The following is a 16796-nucleotide window of genomic DNA, read 5'->3' as shown; positions in this document are numbered from 1 at the left end:
GATGATCAGCCGACCACAAAACGTTCCAGTTGCATTTCCTGCAGGCGACTCAAGGTGCGGCGGAACGCGAAGGACAGATAACCTTCGGTGTACAACTCGGCCATCGACACCTGAGCCTCGACATACAGCGGCACGCGCCGGTCATAACATTCGTCGACCAGCGCGATGAAGCGCCGCACGCCATCGTCATGGGGCGACAACTGCGGCAACTCGCGATCCCCCGCCGCAACCTGCTCCACCGCGTCCTCGGTGCCACGCGCGATCCGGCCTTCGCGCTGGGGTGCGCTGAGGGCTGGGACTTCGCTGACCAGCACCGCTGAAAAGCGATCACACAGTTCGATGAAATCCATCGCCGCCAAGGGTTGCTCGCACAGCTCGGCATAGCGACACCACAGCACTGTTTCGCTGTTGCGCACGCAATTGATAGTGCGATGGCCCACGGGCACGAAATCGGTGGAGACCGTCTGGCCGACACTAAGCTCGTCGAAAATCCCACCCAACGCACTTGGCCGACCCGGTTCGGTGACCCAGTAACGCTGATGCAATTGCCCCGGATGCAGCCGATGATCCTCGCCGCCGTCCACCGTGAGCACATTCATATAGCGGTTGATCGCGGCAATCGCCGGCAAGAAACGCTCACGGTTATGCCCATTGATGTATAGCTGCTCGGGCGGCTGGTTGGACGTGCAGACCAGCACCACGCCTTCTTCGAACATCACCTGCAACAGCCCGCCGAGAATCACCGCGTCGCCGATGTCATTGACGAACAGCTCGTCGAAACACAGCACGCGCACGTCCCGCGCCAGCTCTTTGGCCAACACGTGCAACGGTTTGGCAGTGCCCATCAGTTCGAACATGCGCTTGTGCACCCAGCGCATGAAGTGATGAAAATGCTGGCGCCGTGCGGGAACCGTCAGGCTCTCGAAAAAGCGATCCATCAGCCAGGTCTTGCCGCGCCCCACCGGGCCCCACAGATAAACCCCTTTGGCACTTCGCGGATTGTTGCCCAAGGCCAGATAGCAAGCTTCCAACTCGCCGGCGGCTTGCAGCTGCGCCTCGTCCGGTTGGAAACCACGCTGCTCAACCGCCTGTTGCCAGGCTTGCAAAGGGGACACGCCAGTCATCAGGAACACCGCTCGCCAGGGTAAAGCCGGCAATCATAAGGCACGACCGAAGGTGCTGGCGACTGGTGGGCAAGCTCGCTCCCACATAAAGCCTTCCAACCCGCTGGTCGACCCGCGTCACATTCCGTAACATCCCCTCTTTTGCGTCGTTGGCCGCTGACCAGAGCGCCATGCACTTCAGGTAAATCATGAAACCAGCTCGTATGCGTGCCGATGTCCTGGCCGGACTCACCACTTCCTTTGCCTTGGTGCCGGAGTGCATCGCCTTCGCCCTCGTCGCCCATCTCAACCCGCTGATGGGCCTATATGGCGCATTCATCATCTGCACCCTGACCGCGCTGTTCGGTGGCCGGCCGGGGATGATTTCCGGTGCGGCGGGTTCGATGGCGGTAGTGATCATCGCGTTGGTGGTGCAGCACGGCGTGCAGTATTTGCTGGCCACGGTGCTGCTGGGCGGCCTGTTGATGGTGTTTTTCGGCCTGCTGCGGCTGGGCAAACTGATCCGTCTGGTGCCGTACCCGGTGATGCTCGGTTTCGTCAACGGCCTGGCAATTGTCATCGCTTTGGCGCAACTGGAGCATTTCAAGACCGGCGAAACCTGGCTCAGCGGTATGCCGCTGTATTTGATGGTCGGCCTGGTCGCGCTGACCATGGCCATCGTTTACCTGCTGCCGCGCCTGACCCGCGCCGCGCCGCCCGCTTTGGTGGCGATTCTTGGCGTTGGCCTGCTGGTTTACCTGCTCGACCTGCCAACCCGCACGCTGGGCGATATGGCGCATATCGCCGGTGGCCTGCCGAGCCTGGCCTTGCCGCAAGTGCCGTGGAACCTGGAAACGCTACGCATCATCGCGCCTTACGCGGTATTGATGGCGCTGGTGGGATTGCTGGAAACCCTGCTGACCCTCAACCTCACCGACGAGATCACTGAAAGCGCCGGCCAGCCGGATCGCGAGTGCATTGCGTTGGGCGTGGCGAACATGGCGTCCGGCGTGTGCGGCGGCATGGGCGGTTGCGCGATGATCGGCCAGACCGTCATCAACCTCAATTCCGGTGGGCGCGGACGGCTGTCCGGAATCGTCGCCGGGGTGATGATCCTGATGTTCGTGCTGTTTCTGTCGCCGCTGATCGAAGAAATCCCCTTGGCGGCGCTGGTCGGCGTGATGTTCGTGGTATCTCAGCAAACCTTCGCTTGGGCCTCGTTGCGCGTGCTGCACAAAGTGCCGGTCAACGATGTGCTGGCGATCATTGCCGTGACCATCGTGACGGTGTTTACCGATCTCGCCACAGCGGTGCTGTTCGGGATTGTCATCGCCGCGATCAACTTCGCCTGGCAGCAAGCCCGGGAACTCTATGCCGATACGCATCTGGAGCCCGATGGCAGCAAGCTATATAAGCTGCACGGCACGCTGTTCTTCGCCTCCACCACGCCTTTTCTGAACCAGTTCAACCCTGGCGACGACCCGCAACAGGTGACGCTGGACTGTCGTCATCTGAGTTTCGTCGATTACTCGGCCATCGCCGCACTCAAGACCTTGCGCGAGCGCTACAGCAAGGCTGGCAAGCATCTGCGCGTGGTGCATCTGTCGGAACGTTGCAAGCAATTGCTCAAGCGTGCTGGAATGCAGGCACATTGATGTGAAGGAAACTGCTGCCACATGCGACTGAGGGCATAGCAGCGTTGCTGCTCAGTTCCCGGCACCACTATCGAGCAGGCCCAGCATTTCATTGACCGGTTGCGCACCGCTGACAAGGCGTTGTATCGGGCCAAGCTGCATAGAAATCACGTCGAGCCGGTCGAACTGGCAGATCTCTGACCTTCTCCGAGCCTGACAAACAGCGCTCCTGCATACCGGCCAATTGTCACAAACTGACCGAATGATCAACTTTCTGGCGCGCTTATTGCTCTACGTTGCTATCCCTTAACCGTGGTTGCGTGCGCGCAGTTTTCCGTGGAGTTATCTATGCCTGTCTGGCGAAAAAGTATTCAGTGGCAATTGACCCTGAGCATGGGCGCCGCGTTGGTGATCAGCAGCCTGATCGTCATCGCGATTTATGCCTTTGCCCTTAACAAACTGACCGACCGTTATCTGCTGCAACAAGCCATGCCGGCCAGCGTCGAAGCCATCCGCAATGATCTGGAACGCCTGCTCGCCGCGCCGCTCACCGCAGCCAGTGATATCGCCGACAACACCTTGGTCGCTGAATGGCTCGGCGCCGGTGAAGACGCTGCCCAGCAACCGGCTTTCATTCGATATCTGGCGAAGATCAAGCAACAGCACAACGCGCTGACCACCTTTATTGTCGCCAAGGATAGCGGCCATTACTTCACCAACAACGGCGTGGATCGCACCCTGCAAAGGGGCGCGGCGGAGAACGCCTGGTTCTACGGCTTTCTCGACAGCGGCAAGCAGCGCTCGCTGGAAATCGATATCGATAAAAGCACCAAGGTGCCGACGCTGTTCATCAACCAGCGCATCGAAAACAACGGCACAGTGGTCGGCGTTGCGGGGCTGGGTTTCAGCATGACCGCGCTGTCGCAGATGGTCCGCGACTTCCACTTTGGTCAGCAGGGCCAGGTGTATCTGGTCAGCGCCGACGGCAAGATCAAGGTGCATCCCAATGCCGATTTCAATGATCGGCAGACCCTTGAGCAACTGGTCGGTGCCGACTCGGCCAAGGCCTTGTTGAGCAAGGGTAGCGGGCCGAGCACGGCGCTGGAATTCCAGCGTGACGGCAAGGCTTACGTGGCGGTCGCCGAACCGGTGCAGTCCCTGGGCTGGACGCTGGTCAGCGAGGTTCCCCTGGCCGAGGTGTATGGCCCGGCGAAAGACGCGCTGACGATCATCTCGGCGATCAGCCTTGCCGTGGTGCTGGTGTTCCTCGGCTTTGTGGTGTGGATGGCGCGCGGCATCGTGCGGCCGATTCGTCAGGTCACCAACGCGCTGATCGATATTGGCGGCGGCGAAGGCGATCTGACCCGCAGCCTCGATGATCACCGGGAAAACGAACTGGGCGACCTGGCTCGCGGTTTCAATCGTTTCGTCGCCAGCATGCGCCTGTTGATCGGCGATGCGCTGCAAACCAGCGAGCAACTGCGGCACAGCGTGGTGGACGTCGCGCGGGTCGTCGACAGCACTTCGACACGTGCGATCCAGCAACAGCAGATGACCGATATGGTCGCCACCGCTGTGCATGAAATGGGCCTGACCGTGCAGGAAATCGCCCGCAATGCCGGTGCGGCGGCGGATGTTTCACGCAATACGCATCAAGAGGCGATGTCCGCCAAACAGATCGTCGGCCAGTCGATCACCCATATCCAGGGCATGTCCGACAGCGTCGGCAGCGCGGCCGGCGCCGTGGAGATCCTCGCGACGCAGATTGCCACCATCGATCAGGTGTTGACGGTGATCCGCAGCATTTCCGAGCAGACCAACCTGCTGGCGTTGAACGCCGCCATCGAAGCCGCCCGCGCCGGCGAGATGGGCCGTGGCTTTGCGGTGGTCGCCGATGAAGTGCGCACGCTGGCCGGACGCACGCAAAGCGCGACCACCGAGATCCAGCAGATGATGGGTGAACTCAAGACCGGTGCGGATCAGGCCGTCAACTCGATGCGCGCCGGCCAGGCCGCGACTGGCACCGGCGTGGAAGCCAGCCGCCGCACCGGCAATTCACTGGACGCGATTGCCGGGCACGTGGAGGAACTCACCGACCGCAACCACCAGGTCGCCGCCGCCACCGAAGAACAAAGCACCGTTACCGAAGAGATAAACCGCAACGTGCAAGGCATCGCCGACCTGGCGCAATCCACCGCTCAGGACGTGCAAAACTGCCGCGCGGACTGCCTGAAACTGTCGGAAAAAGCCGAACACCTGGCGTCGCAGATGGCGCGGTTTAAGTTGTAGCGCCAGACGGAATTGGATCACGGCCTCGTTGGAGCGACCGGGGTGGCGATCCACCTTGCCCGCGAATCAGACACCTCGGTGGGCCAGACATACCGCGTCATCGTTCATCGCGAGCAAGCTCGGCTCCTACAGGACCGGTGATTCGTTGAGGCGGTGTCAAACTTTGATATCCAGCAACGCTGCGCCCAAGGCTTTGCCGTGGGCGTCCAGCGCCAGGGAGCGGGTGACGCCGCCGCGCAGGATGCCGGGCAGGACGAAATTCAGAGCGTGCACATTGGGCAGTTCATAACGCCGCACCGGGCCAGCCGTCGGATCGAGGAGTTCGGCGAAGTGGGCGGTTACTCGTTCGACGCTCAAGGCGTCACGCAGGCGGGAAAAGTCTTCAGCGCGATAGGCGATCACCGAAATGTTCGAGGTATCGCCCTTGTCACCGGTCCGGGAATGGGCCAGTTCGCGCAGCTTGATCGGTTCGTTCATGGTGTTTGCTCCAGATGCACAGTCGGCGTAACGGCGGTGCGTGGCACGAACAGCGACGCCACCGCCACCACCTGCCGCAAACCCTTGGTCGCCCCGCCGCCGCCATACGGGCCGTTGGTGTAGAGGGTTTCCACTTCATTGCCGACGCGCACTGCTTCGGCCTTGTCGGCGCAGCGGGCGGCAACTCGCAGTCGGACTTCCCAGGGCTCGCTGGTCACACGCGAACCCAATTCGCCACCATGCAAGGCATCCACACCTATCAACTCGGCGCGTATGTCGTCGTAAACCACGCCCATGAGTTTCAGGCGCTCCAGCACCACGTCCCGCGCCAACCGGGCCCGAGCCAATGCGCCGGGACCGCCGTAGGAAATCTGCCCTTCGCCGATCCAGCCATCGAGATAGCCCACCGAGACCTTCAAGGTTTGCGGTCGTGCGCGGCCATCAGCGCCGCTGACCCTAACCTGATCCACACCCAGGACCGAGAACGATACCCCGGAAAAATCCGCGCTGACGTCCGGCGTCAAATACGCCGCCGGATCGTGAACTTCGTAGATCAGCTGCTCGGTGCAGGTCGCGGTATCGATGCGCCCGCCGGAGCCTGCCACTTTGCTGATCACTGCGGCGCCCGAGGCATCCACTTCTGCCAACGGGAAGCCCAGCCGCGCCAGATCGGGCACGTCCTTGTAGCCAGGATCGGCAAAATAGCCGCCGCTGATCTGCCCCGCGCATTCCAGTAAATGCCCGACCGCCGTGCCGCGTCCCAACAAGGTCCAGTCGTCCTCGGCCCAGCCGAATTCGAACAACTGCGGCGCGAGAAACAATGAAGGATCGGCGACCCGGCCGGTAATCACCACATCCGCATCGGCCTGCAACGCCTCGACGATACCTTCGGCGCCCAGGTAGGCGTTGGCGGAAATCAGCCGTTCGCCCAGGGATCCGAGGGATGCGCCGTTATCCAGCAATTGCTCGGGATTGGCCCGCAAGGCAGCCAGCACATCGTCCCCGGTCAAGGCCGCAACCTTCAAGCCAGGCAAGCCCAGTTCGGCGGCGATCCGTCGCACTTCCCGGGCCGCCGCCAGCGGATTGACCGCGCCCATGTTGGTGATAATCCGCAAACGACGACGCTGACCCTCGGCACCGCGCCCGACAAAGGGCAGTACCCGGCGCATGCGTTCGCTGAGCAGCGGGTCATAGCCGGATTCGGGATCGCTCAGGCGTGCCTGCTGGGCCAGAGCGATGGTGCGCTCAGCCAGGCATTCGAAGATCAGGTAATCCAGCTCGCCGTGTTCGGCCAGCTCGACGGCAGGCTCGATGCGATCGCCGGAATAGCCGGCGCCGGAGCCGATACGTAGGGTTTTCATTTAGAACACTCCCAGAAGCAGTGCGGTCAGGGTCATCAACACCGAAGCCGCGAACAGGAAAGGGATGGTGAAACGCTGGTGATCGGCCAGTTCGATTTTGCACAGGCCCACCAGCAGGAAAGTGGCCGGGGTCAGCGGACTGACCGGGAAGCCGGTGGTGTGTACGCCCAGCAGCGACGCTTGGGCGACCTGCAGCGGATCAACACCCAAGGCCTTGCCGACTTCGGCAATCACCGGCATCACGCCGAAATAAAACGAATCCGGGTCGAACAGCATGCTCAGCGGCATGGACAGGAAACCCACCACCATCGGAATCAACTTGCCGTGACCTGCGGGAATCTGCGCAACGGCTACTTCGGCCATAGCCTTGAGCATGCCGGTGCCTTGCATGATCCCGGTGAATACCCCGGCCGCCAGCAGAATACTGGCCATGGTCAGGGCGGTTTTGGCGTGAGCATCGATGCGCGCACGTTGGGCGTCGACGTTGGGGTAGTTGATGCACAGCGCCAGCACCGTACCGAGCATGAACATCACCACCGGATCGACAATCCCGGAAATCATCACGCCCATCACGGCGATGGTCAGCACCAGGTTCAGCCAGAACAAACGGGGGCGACGCAGAATTTCTTCGTGCTCGCTAAGCACCCGTTGCGGCACCACATCCACGTTGGCGCCAGCACCGAGACCGAGCCGTTTTTCTTCGCGACGGCCCAGGAACCAGACGCAGGTGAAGACAAATATCAGGCCAACGATCTGCACCGGGATCAGCGGCTGGAACAGGTCCGCCACCGGCACATGCAAAGCCGCAGAAGAGCGCAGAACCGGGCCGGTCCAGGGCAGGAAATTCACCCCGGCGGCCATCGCCGTGACGCAGGCGAGAATCCGTTTATCCATGCCCAGCCGCGTATACAAGGGCAGCATGGCCGGGATGGTCACCAGAAAGGTCACGGCCCCCGATCCGTCAAGGTGCACCAGCAGCGCCAACAGCGCGGTGCCCATCACGATGCGCGTCGGCCGCGTACCGACGGTGCGCAGGATGCGGTCGATGATCGGGTCGAGCATGCCGGCGTCGGTCATGACTCCGAAAAACAGGATCGCAAAGACGAACATGCCCACCACCGGCGCAACGTTCTTGATGCCGGTAATGATGAAGGCGCTGGTTTGCAGGCCGAATCCACCGAGCAAGGCGGCGATGATCGGCAAGGCGATGAGTGCAACAAGGGGCGAAAGGCGTTTACTCATGACGGCGGCGAGTAAACAGAGAATGGTGATGACACCGAGGGTGGCGAGCATAGGGACTTCCTGTTCGTCATCCCTGACCACTGGCGCGGCGAGATGAGCTGTTGTTGTTTTCAACGAGTATTGAAAACACAGGTAAGCTTTGTAAATTGAAATGTTCAGCGTCCTGCATTCGGAAAAACAAAATGAAGAATTCCATTCAGCACATCCGCGCCTTCCTCGCCGTAGCCCACAGCGGCAGCTTCGCCAAAGCGGCGCTGGAGCTGAACCTGTCGCCGTCGGCACTGACCGTGCAGATCCAGCAATTGGAAGAATGGCTCGGCGTAACGCTCCTGGAGCGCAGCCCGCGCCATGTCAGCCTCACGGCTGCCGGGCAGAACAATCTGCGGCCCATGGAAAAATTGCTGCTGGATCTGGACAACATTGTCGCCGGCTCTCGGGATCTGGCCGCCCTGCGGCGTGGCGTGGTGACCATTGCCGCCCTGCCCTCCTTGTGTTCCGGCGCATTGCCGCCGGTGTTGCGCCAATTTCGCGAGCAGTTTCCCGGCGTCGAAGTTCGTCTGCGGGATGTAGTTGCGCAGCGCATTGATGCGCTGGTCCGTGAGGGCGAAGTGGATTTTGGCCTCGGCGTCAAAGCCCGGATGAGTCACGGCCTGGACTTTCAGGTAGTGATGACCGATCGCCTGTGCCTGTTTGTGCCGCACGCGCATCCGCTGGCCAGACACGCGTCGATCAAACTCGCAGCGCTGGCCGGCCAGCCGATTATCCTGACCGGCCGCGACAGCAGCGTGCGCGAACGTGTGGAGCAGTTGTTCGCCGAAGAACAGCTGGAACTGGTACCGGGGCTGGAAGCCAACTACATGTCGACGGTTCTGGCACTGGTTCGCCAGGGGCTGGGCATGACGTTGCTGCCGGAGTCGGCCGATGAAGGCCGTGGCGATCTGGTCCGGGTGCCGGTGGATCATCCGGGGGTCAGCCGGGAAATAGGCTTGATCACCCGCAGCAACCAGAACCTGAGCCCGGCCGCGCAACGCTTCGTGGAACTGATGGGAAATATTTTGTGATAGAAGGTTTATTGAGCCGCCTTCGCCGGACTCAATAGGCTGCATGCCCGACTACTTCGACTCATGAACCGAGGAAACCTGGATGTCCGCGATTTACCCCTCCTGCACCCGACTGTTGATTGCGGCGTGCACCCTGGTGTTTGGCGGCGTGGCCATGGCCGCTGCCGACCCCGCCAGACTCGACACCGCAGTGAACGATGCCGCCAAGGCGGTCATGCAGCAGTACAAGATTCCCGGACTTGCAATTGCGCTCACCGTTGATGGTCAGCAGCACTTTTACAACTTTGGTGTCGCGTCGAAGGACACCCAGGCCAACGTCAGCAGCGATACGTTGTTCGAACTCGGCTCGATCAGCAAAACCCTCACCGCAACCTTGGCGACCCTCGCCCAGGTCAACGGCCAGCTGTCCCTGAACGACCATCCGGGAAAATACCTGCCCCGACTCAAAGGCAGCGCGTTCGACCAAGTGACCTTGATGAATCTGGGCACCCACACCGCTGGCGGCTTTCCGTTGCAAGTGCCGGACACCGTACAGAACACCGAACAGCTGATGGATTATTTGCAGGCCTGGCAACCGCAATACCCCGCGGGCAGCAAACGGACTTACGCCAACCCGAGCATCGGCATGCTCGGGATGATCACCGCCACGGCCATGCACCTGCCGTTTGAACAGGCGATGGAGCAGCAATTGCTGCCTAAATTGGGGCTGAGCAACACCTGGCTGAATGTGCCCGCGAGCAAAATGTCGGCGTATGCCCAGGGCTACAACAAACTGGATCAACCGGTCCGCCTGCAAGGCGGCGTGCTCGGTGCCGAAGCTTATGGCCTCAAATCCAGTGCCAGGGACATGCTGCATTTCGTCGAGGCAAATATGGCCATGACCCAGGTCGACGAGCCGATCAAACAGGCGCTGGCACAGACGCATGCGGGTTATTTCAAAGTGGGCGCGATGACTCAGGCACTGGTCTGGGAGCAATACCCTTACCCGGTGCCACTGGAAACTTTGCTGGATAGCAACTCCAACAAAATGGCTTACGAGACCCAACCCGTCCAGACGATCAGTCCGCCCATCGCCCCCCCGCCAAACGCCTGGATCAACAAGACCGGTTCAACAAATGGCTTTGGCGGTTACGTGGCGTTTGTGCCTGAGAAGAAGACCGGCATCGTGATCCTCGCCAACAGGAATTACCCCAATGAAGCGCGGGTGAAGTTGGCGTATGGGATTTTGAGCGTTTTATAAGCCCCGTTGGAGATTGCCCGCGAAGGCGTCATTTTCATACAACGAATCTGTCGGCCGAAATTCCGATTCGCGGGCAAACCTCGTTCCAACGTATCTGCGTCCGAATCCCGCCTGAACCCTTCCTGAACGAGAATGCGAAACTGATCGGAATCAAAAAAACAACTATACGCATTCAATAATGAGTATCATTATGTTACGCATTGTTTCAGACATCAGAGACTTTCTGATCCGCTGAAACGAATCAGCCTACAGCAAAAAAACCTTGGTGAAACATGCTCGTTCCTTTTTTGATCATGCTGCGCGAAGGGATTGAAGCCGCGCTTATCGTTGGCATCATCGCCAGTTATCTGAGACAGACCGGTCGCGGGGAGTGGATGCCCGCCGTGTGGATTGGGGTTTTCCTCGCTGCTGCACTGGCGCTGTTCGTCGGTGGCGGCCTGGAAATGGTCAGCGCCGAATTCCCGCAGAAACAGCAGGAATTGTTCGAAGGTGTCGTCGGTCTTGTCGCCGTAGGCATCCTCAGTTCCATGGTGTTCTGGATGCGCAAGGTCGCTCGTTCGATCAAGCACTCATTGCACATGTCCCTGGATGCCGCCCTCGCCGGTTCGAAAAACCAGACCTACGCGTTGATCGCCATGGTGTTTTTCGCCGTGGCCCGTGAAGGCCTGGAAACCGTGTTCTTCCTGCTCGCCGTCTTCCAGCAAAGCGAAGGCCCCGGCGCACCTTTGGGTGCCCTGCTCGGCCTGATCATCGCGATTGCCGTGGGTTTTGCCATCTACAGCGGCAGCATGCGCCTGAACCTCAGCCTGTTTTTCCGCTGGACCGGCTTGTTCATTCTGGTGGTTGCCGCCGGGATTCTGGCCAACTCGGTGCAAGCGCTGCATGAAGCCGGGATCTGGAATCACCTACAGACCGTGGTCTTCGACTTCAGCGCCACGCTGCCAATGGACGGACCCACCGGTTCGGTTCTGGCAGGCATGTTCGGTTATCAGGATGCGCCAACCGTCAGCACCCTCAGTGTGTATGTGATTTACCTGGTCCTCGCGCTGGTGCTGTTCTTCATGCCCAGCGCCCCGGTGGTGAGTCTGCCCACCCGGCCCGCGCATCCGCACCCCTCTTCAGCTACGAACGAATAAGGGCACACATGTCGAATCGTCCAACAGGGCTTTCAGAGAAAGCCAAGCCTCCCCGCGCCTTGCGATTGGCCGTCGCCGGCTCGGTGGTCGTCATGATCGCTGCGGGCGGGATGTTCTATTACGCCTCGCAGAACGCCATGAAAAAACGCGCCGCCAATACCAATGCGGAAACCGTGGTCACCATTCATGCTCACGCTTGCGAGCCCAATGACCTCACCGTTGCCGCGGGCAAGAACGCTTTTCGCATCGTCAACCGCTCCGAGCGGGCTGTCGAATGGGAAATCCTTGATGGCGTGCTGGTGGTCGAAGAACGGGAAAACATCGCACCGGGCCTGAGCCAGGTGATCAACGCCAACCTGCTGCCGGGTGATTACGCGATCACCTGCGGCCTGCTGAGCAACCCGCGTGGCACGCTGCACGTCACGCCGACAGCGGAATCCGACGCCAACGCCAAGGCTCGCCCATCGATGGTGGCGTTCATTGGCCCGCTGTCCGAATACCGCGTCTACCTGAGCATGCAAGGCTCGGCGCTGATCAAGGCCGTAACGGCGTTGCAGCAAGCCATCGAAGCCGGCGACCTCAGCGCCGCGCAAGCCGCTTACGCCCCGGCCCGCGCTGCTTATCAGCGTATCGCCCCGGCTGCGCAGCGCTTGTCCGAGCTGGACAACGCCATCAACGCCCGCGCCGATTACTACGAGAAACGCGAGCAGGACCCAGGTTTCAGCGGCTTCCATCGCCTGGAATACGCGCTGTTCGACAAGAAAACCGTCGACGGCCTGGCACCGATTGCGCAACGCCTGCAAGCCGACGTCACCACCCTCAAGCAGCAGTTGCTGGCGCAGAACATGGCGCCCGAGCAACTGGCGAGCATCATCACCCGCAACATGCGCAGCCTGGCCGAAATCCGCAGCAACGGCGAAGAAGAGCGTTACAGCCATCTGGACCTCAACGGCTTCGCCGCCAACCTGGAAGGCACGCGCAAGGTGGTCGATCTGATTCGTCCGCTGCTGGCGAAGAACTCCGGCGAGTTGGTGCAGAAAATCGATGGCGCCGCCGCTGTACTGGACACCGAACTCAACGGCCTGAAAACCGATGGCGGCTACCGCGCCTACGATCAGGTCAACGCCGACCAGCGCAAGCTGATCGCCGACCACGCCAAGGCATTGGCGGATGCACTCGAAGGAATCGATCCAGCACTCGGCCTGTCGGGCCTTTAATTGATGCCACTGCGGTGATTTACGAGATGCCATGGTCGCTGTAGGACCGGCTTTAGCCGGGAGAACGTCGGTACAACTGATGCGAATGCGGGATATGGAACACCGCTCTCCCGGCTAAAGCCGGTCCTACGGTCCTGGTTTCGCCTTCAGATAGCGAGCAAAGAAAACAGCCATGAACGACTCAGACAACAGCAACGCCCCACAATCCGCCCAACGTCGCCGCGTCCTGCTGGGCCTCGGCGCGGCAGGTGCGGCGCTGGCGGGCAGCAGCCTGAGCGGCAACGTCCTGGCCGCCGCCCCGGCGCAAGTAACCGAAGCGCCGAAAAGCGAAAAGACCGAAGACCGCAACCCGTTTTTCGGCGTGCATCAGACCGGTATCGTCAACCCGCGCCCGGCCTCGGGCATGCTGGTGGCTTTCGACGTGCTGGCCGCCGACCGGGAAGACCTGGAGCGCCTGTTCCGCACGCTGAACGAGCGCATCGCCTTCCTGATGACCGGCGGCCCGGTGCCTGAGGTCGATCCGAAGTTTCCGCCGGTGGACTCCGGCATCCTCGGCCCGGTCGTCACGCCGGACAACCTGACCATCACCGTTTCCGTGGGCGAATCGCTGTTCGACGAGCGTTTCGGCCTTGAAGCGGTCAAGCCCAAGCGCCTGAGCCGCATGGTTGGTTTTCCCAATGACGCACTGGAAGCTGACAGCTGCCACGGCGACCTGAGCATTCAGTTCTGCGCCAACAGCGCCGACAGCAACATTCACGCCCTGCGCGACATCGTGAAAAACCTGCCGGACTTGCTGCTGGTGCGCTGGAAGCAAGAAGGCACGGTGCCGCCGCAAGCGCCGAAAAAACCGGACCAGCCACCGGAAAGCGCACGTAATTTCCTGGGCTTCCGGGACGGTTCGGCCAACCCCGATTCCAACGATCAGAAAGCCATGAACGAGCTGGTCTGGGTGCAGCCCGGCAGTGACGAACCGAGCTGGGCCGCCAATGGCAGCTATCAGGCGGTGCGCATCATTCGCAATTTCGTCGAACGCTGGGACCGCACGCCATTGCAGGAACAGGAAGCGATTTTCGGCCGGGTCAAAACCACGGGCGCGCCCATGGACGGCAAGGTCGAAACCGACGTGCCGAACTACGTTGCCGACCCGCACGGCAAGAAGACCAAGCTCGATTCGCATATTCGCCTGGCGAATCCGCGTACCGCCGAAACCCAGCGCAACCTGATCCTGCGTCGCCCGTTCAACTACTCCAACGGCGTCAACAAGAACGGTCAGCTCGACATGGGTCTGCTGTTCATTTGTTACCAGTCCGATCTGGAAAAAGGCTTCATCACCGTGCAGACCCGCCTCAACGGCGAGCCGCTGGAGGAATACCTCAAGCCCGTCGGCGGCGGTTATTTCTTCACCTTGCCCGGCGTTATCGGCACTCAGGATTTCATTGGTCGCTCGCTACTCCAGGCGTCGGCCACTGCCACTAAAACTGCGTGAATTTTCACAAAAACTGCCCCTACCACCTCAACAGGAAGAGTCTTATGAAAAAGTTGCCTTTTGCGTTGCTGCTCACCGTTGGTTTGCTTCAGACCCCATTGTCGGCTTTCGCCGCGACCGCGCCGCTTGACCTGGTAGGGCCGGTGTCGGACTACAAAATCTACGTTACCGAGCAGATTGGCGAGCTGGTCAGCCACACCCAGAAATTCACCGACGCAGTGAAGAAAGGCGACCTGGCAACGGCCAAGAAGCTGTACGCGCCAACCCGTGTGTTCTACGAAGAAATCGAGCCGATGGCTGAGCTGTTCAGCGACCTCGACGCTTCTATCGACTCGCGCGTCGATGACCACGAGAAAGGTGTGAACGCTGAAGATTTCACCGGTTTCCATCGCCTGGAATACGCGCTGTTCTCGCAGAACACCACCAAGGACCAAGGCCCGATTGCTGACAAGCTGATGGCTGATGTGAACGACCTGGAAACCCGCGTTTCTGGCCTGACTTTCCCGCCAGAGAAAGTTGTCGGTGGTGCCGCTGCGCTGCTTGAAGAAGTTGCAGCAACGAAGATTTCCGGTGAAGAAGACCGTTACAGCCACACCGATCTGTATGACTTCCAGGGCAACATTGACGGCGCGAAGAAAATCGTCGACCTGTTCCGCCCGCAAATCGAGAAGTCCGACAAAGTCTTCGCTGCCAAGGTCGACAAGAACTTCGCCACCGTGGACAAGATCCTGGCCAAGTACAAAACCAAGGATGGCGGTTTCGAGACTTACGACAAAGTGAAGGAAAACGATCGCAAGGCGCTGGTTGGCCCGGTCAATACGCTGGCTGAAGACTTGTCCACATTGCGTGGCAAGTTGGGTTTGAACTGAGTCATCAGTCAGTGATGCAGCGCTTCTGAAAATTTTCGCGAACAAGTTTCTGCGATGAGCATGCTGGACACCCTGTAGGAGGGGACTTGTCCCCGAAAGGCGATAGTTCAGACAGCGGTAATCTTCCGGATTTTCGTTGTCAGAACCATCGCATTCGGGGACAAGTCCCCTCCTACCGGTGGTTGGATGTTCAGGAGCGAGCTTGTTCGCGAAATGCGTCACCACGAATGTCCCCGCCTTACACCCCGCTAAACCAGTTATACCCCTGATCTTCCCAATACCCGCCCGGGTTCTCGTTGGTCACGATCAGCTCGACGATGTGCTTGGGGTTCTTGAAGCCCAGTTTGGTCGGCACGCGTACGCGCAGCGGATAGCCATAGTCCGGCGGCAGCGCCACTTCACCGAAATCCAGAGCCAGCAGCGTTTGCGGGTGCAACGCCGTGGGCATGTCCAGGCTTGAGTAATAACGGTCCGCGCATTTGAAGCCGACGAATTTGGCGGTGGTGTCAGCGCCAATATGCTCAAGGAAGGTGCGCAATGGCACGCCACCCCATTGGCCGATGGCGCTCCAGCCTTCGATGCAGATCAAGCGGGTGATGTCGGTGCGCTGGGGTAGTTTGCGCAGGCTGTCCAGATTCCACGACTGCTTGTCGCGCACCAGCCCGGACACCGCCAGCTTGTAGTCGGAGATATCCAGATCCGGCACGTTGTACTCAGGATAAAACGCGTTGAACGGGAACGGATTAGTCAGCTGCGCCTTGCTGTAGGTCGGCGCGAGTTTCTGGCCGCTGAACAGCCAGGCCTGCACCCGGTCATTCCAGCGCGACATGGCCCACAGCACTTTGTCGACCTGATCGCCGTCTTGCAGATTGCAGCCGGTGAGCATCGACATGGCGCCGACGGTCAGCCCGGCGCGCAGGAACGAGCGGCGCTGGATGTTGATCAACTGCGTCTGCTGCGCAGGTTCCAGACGGATGCGTTGGCTCGGGCGTGGCTTGGGGTCATTCATGACCAGTCTCCCCGTCTTCAATGGATCGCTTACCGCCGGTAATCATCGGCAGCAAGGTGCGCGGCACAATCAGCACCAGCGCCAGATGAACGATGACAAACGCGCCAATGGCCGCCATCGCGCCAAAATGCACATACCGCGCGAAATCAAAGCCGCCAAACAGGCTGGCCAGTTCCTGAAACTGCACGGGCTTCCAGATCGCCAGCCCGGTCAGTACGACCAGCACGCCCATCAGCAGCACCAACCAATACATCAGACGCTGCACCGAGTTGTAGCGGCCGTGCTCATGAGCCAGACGCAGACGCAGGGCGTCAACCACGTCGCGCTTCACCGCGCTGGCATGCACCGGCAGCAGGTCGCGCTTGAAGTGGCGGCTGAACACGCCGTACAGCACATACGCCAGGCCGTTGATGACCAGCAACCACATCACCGCAAAATGCCAGGCAATGGAACCGCCGAGCCAACCGCCCAGGGTGAGTTGTTTGGGGAAGGTGAAACCGAACAGCGGCGACGCGTTGTAGATCGCCCAGCCGCTCATGAACATGCCGACCATGCCAAAGGCATTGATCCAGTGGGTCAGGCGCACCGGCCAGGGATGGATGCTGCGGGTTTTCATTTTTTATCTCCCGGGCGTATTGGCACTGAACCCGTAGGACCGGCTTTAGCCGGGAG

General features: G+C 60.5%; 14 protein-coding genes. 8 read left to right on the top strand and 6 right to left on the bottom strand.

What is annotated here, in order from left to right; genetic code table 11:
* Positions 1 to 5 precede the first annotated feature (5 nt).
* Positions 6 to 1124, bottom strand: a complete 1119-nt coding sequence (zapE, locus tag AFK24_RS12425; RefSeq protein WP_065833535.1) for a cell division protein ZapE — start codon at positions 1122 to 1124, stop codon at positions 6 to 8.
* A gap of 188 nt (positions 1125 to 1312) precedes the next feature.
* Between zapE and AFK24_RS12420 the strand changes: the two genes are divergently transcribed.
* The gene (locus tag AFK24_RS12420) at positions 1313 to 2758 is read left to right on the top strand and encodes a SulP family inorganic anion transporter (RefSeq protein WP_065833513.1); all 1446 of its coding nucleotides are present in this window, start codon (positions 1313 to 1315) and stop codon (positions 2756 to 2758) included.
* A 327-nt stretch (positions 2759 to 3085) separates the two neighbouring features.
* On the top strand, positions 3086 to 5026 hold the full coding sequence (locus tag AFK24_RS12415; protein WP_065833512.1) for a methyl-accepting chemotaxis protein: 1941 nt from the start codon (positions 3086 to 3088) through the stop codon (positions 5024 to 5026).
* 156 nt (positions 5027 to 5182) lie between these two features.
* Here the strand turns inward: AFK24_RS12415 and AFK24_RS12410 are convergent, their stop codons facing one another.
* The 3 genes from AFK24_RS12410 to AFK24_RS12400 are packed head-to-tail and all read right to left on the bottom strand — an operon-like array spanning position 5183 to position 8157.
* Positions 5183 to 5503, bottom strand: coding sequence for an AtuA-related protein (locus AFK24_RS12410; protein ID WP_065833511.1), 321 nt, complete (start codon positions 5501 to 5503; stop codon positions 5183 to 5185).
* Complete coding sequence (locus AFK24_RS12405; RefSeq protein WP_065833510.1) at positions 5500 to 6864, bottom strand: acyclic terpene utilization AtuA family protein; 1365 nt, start codon at positions 6862 to 6864, stop codon at positions 5500 to 5502. The genes AFK24_RS12410 and AFK24_RS12405 overlap by 4 nt, the downstream gene beginning before the upstream one ends.
* A complete protein-coding gene (locus tag AFK24_RS12400; protein ID WP_065833509.1) occupies positions 6865 to 8157 on the bottom strand; it encodes a CitMHS family transporter in 1293 nt (430 codons plus the stop codon).
* Between the two features lie 131 nt (positions 8158 to 8288).
* On the opposite strand from AFK24_RS12400, the gene AFK24_RS12395 reads away from it, so the two are divergent.
* From AFK24_RS12395 to efeO (AFK24_RS12370), 6 genes are all read left to right on the top strand, one after another.
* A complete protein-coding gene (locus AFK24_RS12395; RefSeq protein ID WP_065833508.1) occupies positions 8289 to 9167 on the top strand; it encodes a LysR family transcriptional regulator in 879 nt (292 codons plus the stop codon).
* 82 nt (positions 9168 to 9249) lie between these two features.
* Positions 9250 to 10407, top strand: coding sequence for a class C beta-lactamase (ampC, locus tag AFK24_RS12390; protein ID WP_065833507.1), 1158 nt, complete (start codon positions 9250 to 9252; stop codon positions 10405 to 10407).
* Positions 10408 to 10679: 272 nt separating this feature from the next.
* Complete coding sequence (efeU, locus tag AFK24_RS12385; RefSeq protein ID WP_065833506.1) at positions 10680 to 11543, top strand: iron uptake transporter permease EfeU; 864 nt, start codon at positions 10680 to 10682, stop codon at positions 11541 to 11543.
* Positions 11544 to 11551: 8 nt separating this feature from the next.
* A complete protein-coding gene (gene efeO / locus AFK24_RS12380) occupies positions 11552 to 12760 on the top strand; it encodes an iron uptake system protein EfeO (protein ID WP_065833505.1) in 1209 nt (402 codons plus the stop codon).
* Between the two features lie 172 nt (positions 12761 to 12932).
* Positions 12933 to 14246 carry an iron uptake transporter deferrochelatase/peroxidase subunit gene (gene efeB / locus AFK24_RS12375; RefSeq protein ID WP_065833504.1) on the top strand — a complete coding sequence of 438 codons (1314 nt, stop codon included), beginning with the start codon at positions 12933 to 12935 and terminating at the stop codon, positions 14244 to 14246.
* Between the two features lie 44 nt (positions 14247 to 14290).
* Positions 14291 to 15115 (top strand): iron uptake system protein EfeO, encoded by an 825-nt coding sequence (efeO, locus tag AFK24_RS12370; protein ID WP_065833503.1) that lies wholly within the window; start codon positions 14291 to 14293, stop codon positions 15113 to 15115.
* A 238-nt stretch (positions 15116 to 15353) separates the two neighbouring features.
* Here efeO (AFK24_RS12370) and AFK24_RS12365 read toward each other — a convergent pair whose 3' ends face one another.
* The gene (locus AFK24_RS12365) at positions 15354 to 16124 is read right to left on the bottom strand and encodes a molybdopterin-dependent oxidoreductase (RefSeq protein WP_065833502.1); all 771 of its coding nucleotides are present in this window, start codon (positions 16122 to 16124) and stop codon (positions 15354 to 15356) included.
* A complete protein-coding gene (locus AFK24_RS12360) occupies positions 16117 to 16740 on the bottom strand; it encodes a cytochrome b/b6 domain-containing protein (RefSeq protein WP_065833501.1) in 624 nt (207 codons plus the stop codon). Before AFK24_RS12360 ends, AFK24_RS12365 begins: the two co-directional genes overlap by 8 nt.
* Positions 16741 to 16796: the final 56 nt, after the last annotated feature.

The sequence above is a fragment of the Pseudomonas syringae genome, from assembly GCF_001698815.1.
Classification (GTDB): Bacteria; Pseudomonadota; Gammaproteobacteria; order Pseudomonadales; family Pseudomonadaceae; genus Aquipseudomonas; species Aquipseudomonas syringae_A.
This window is presented reverse-complemented; position numbering and strand designations above follow the sequence as displayed.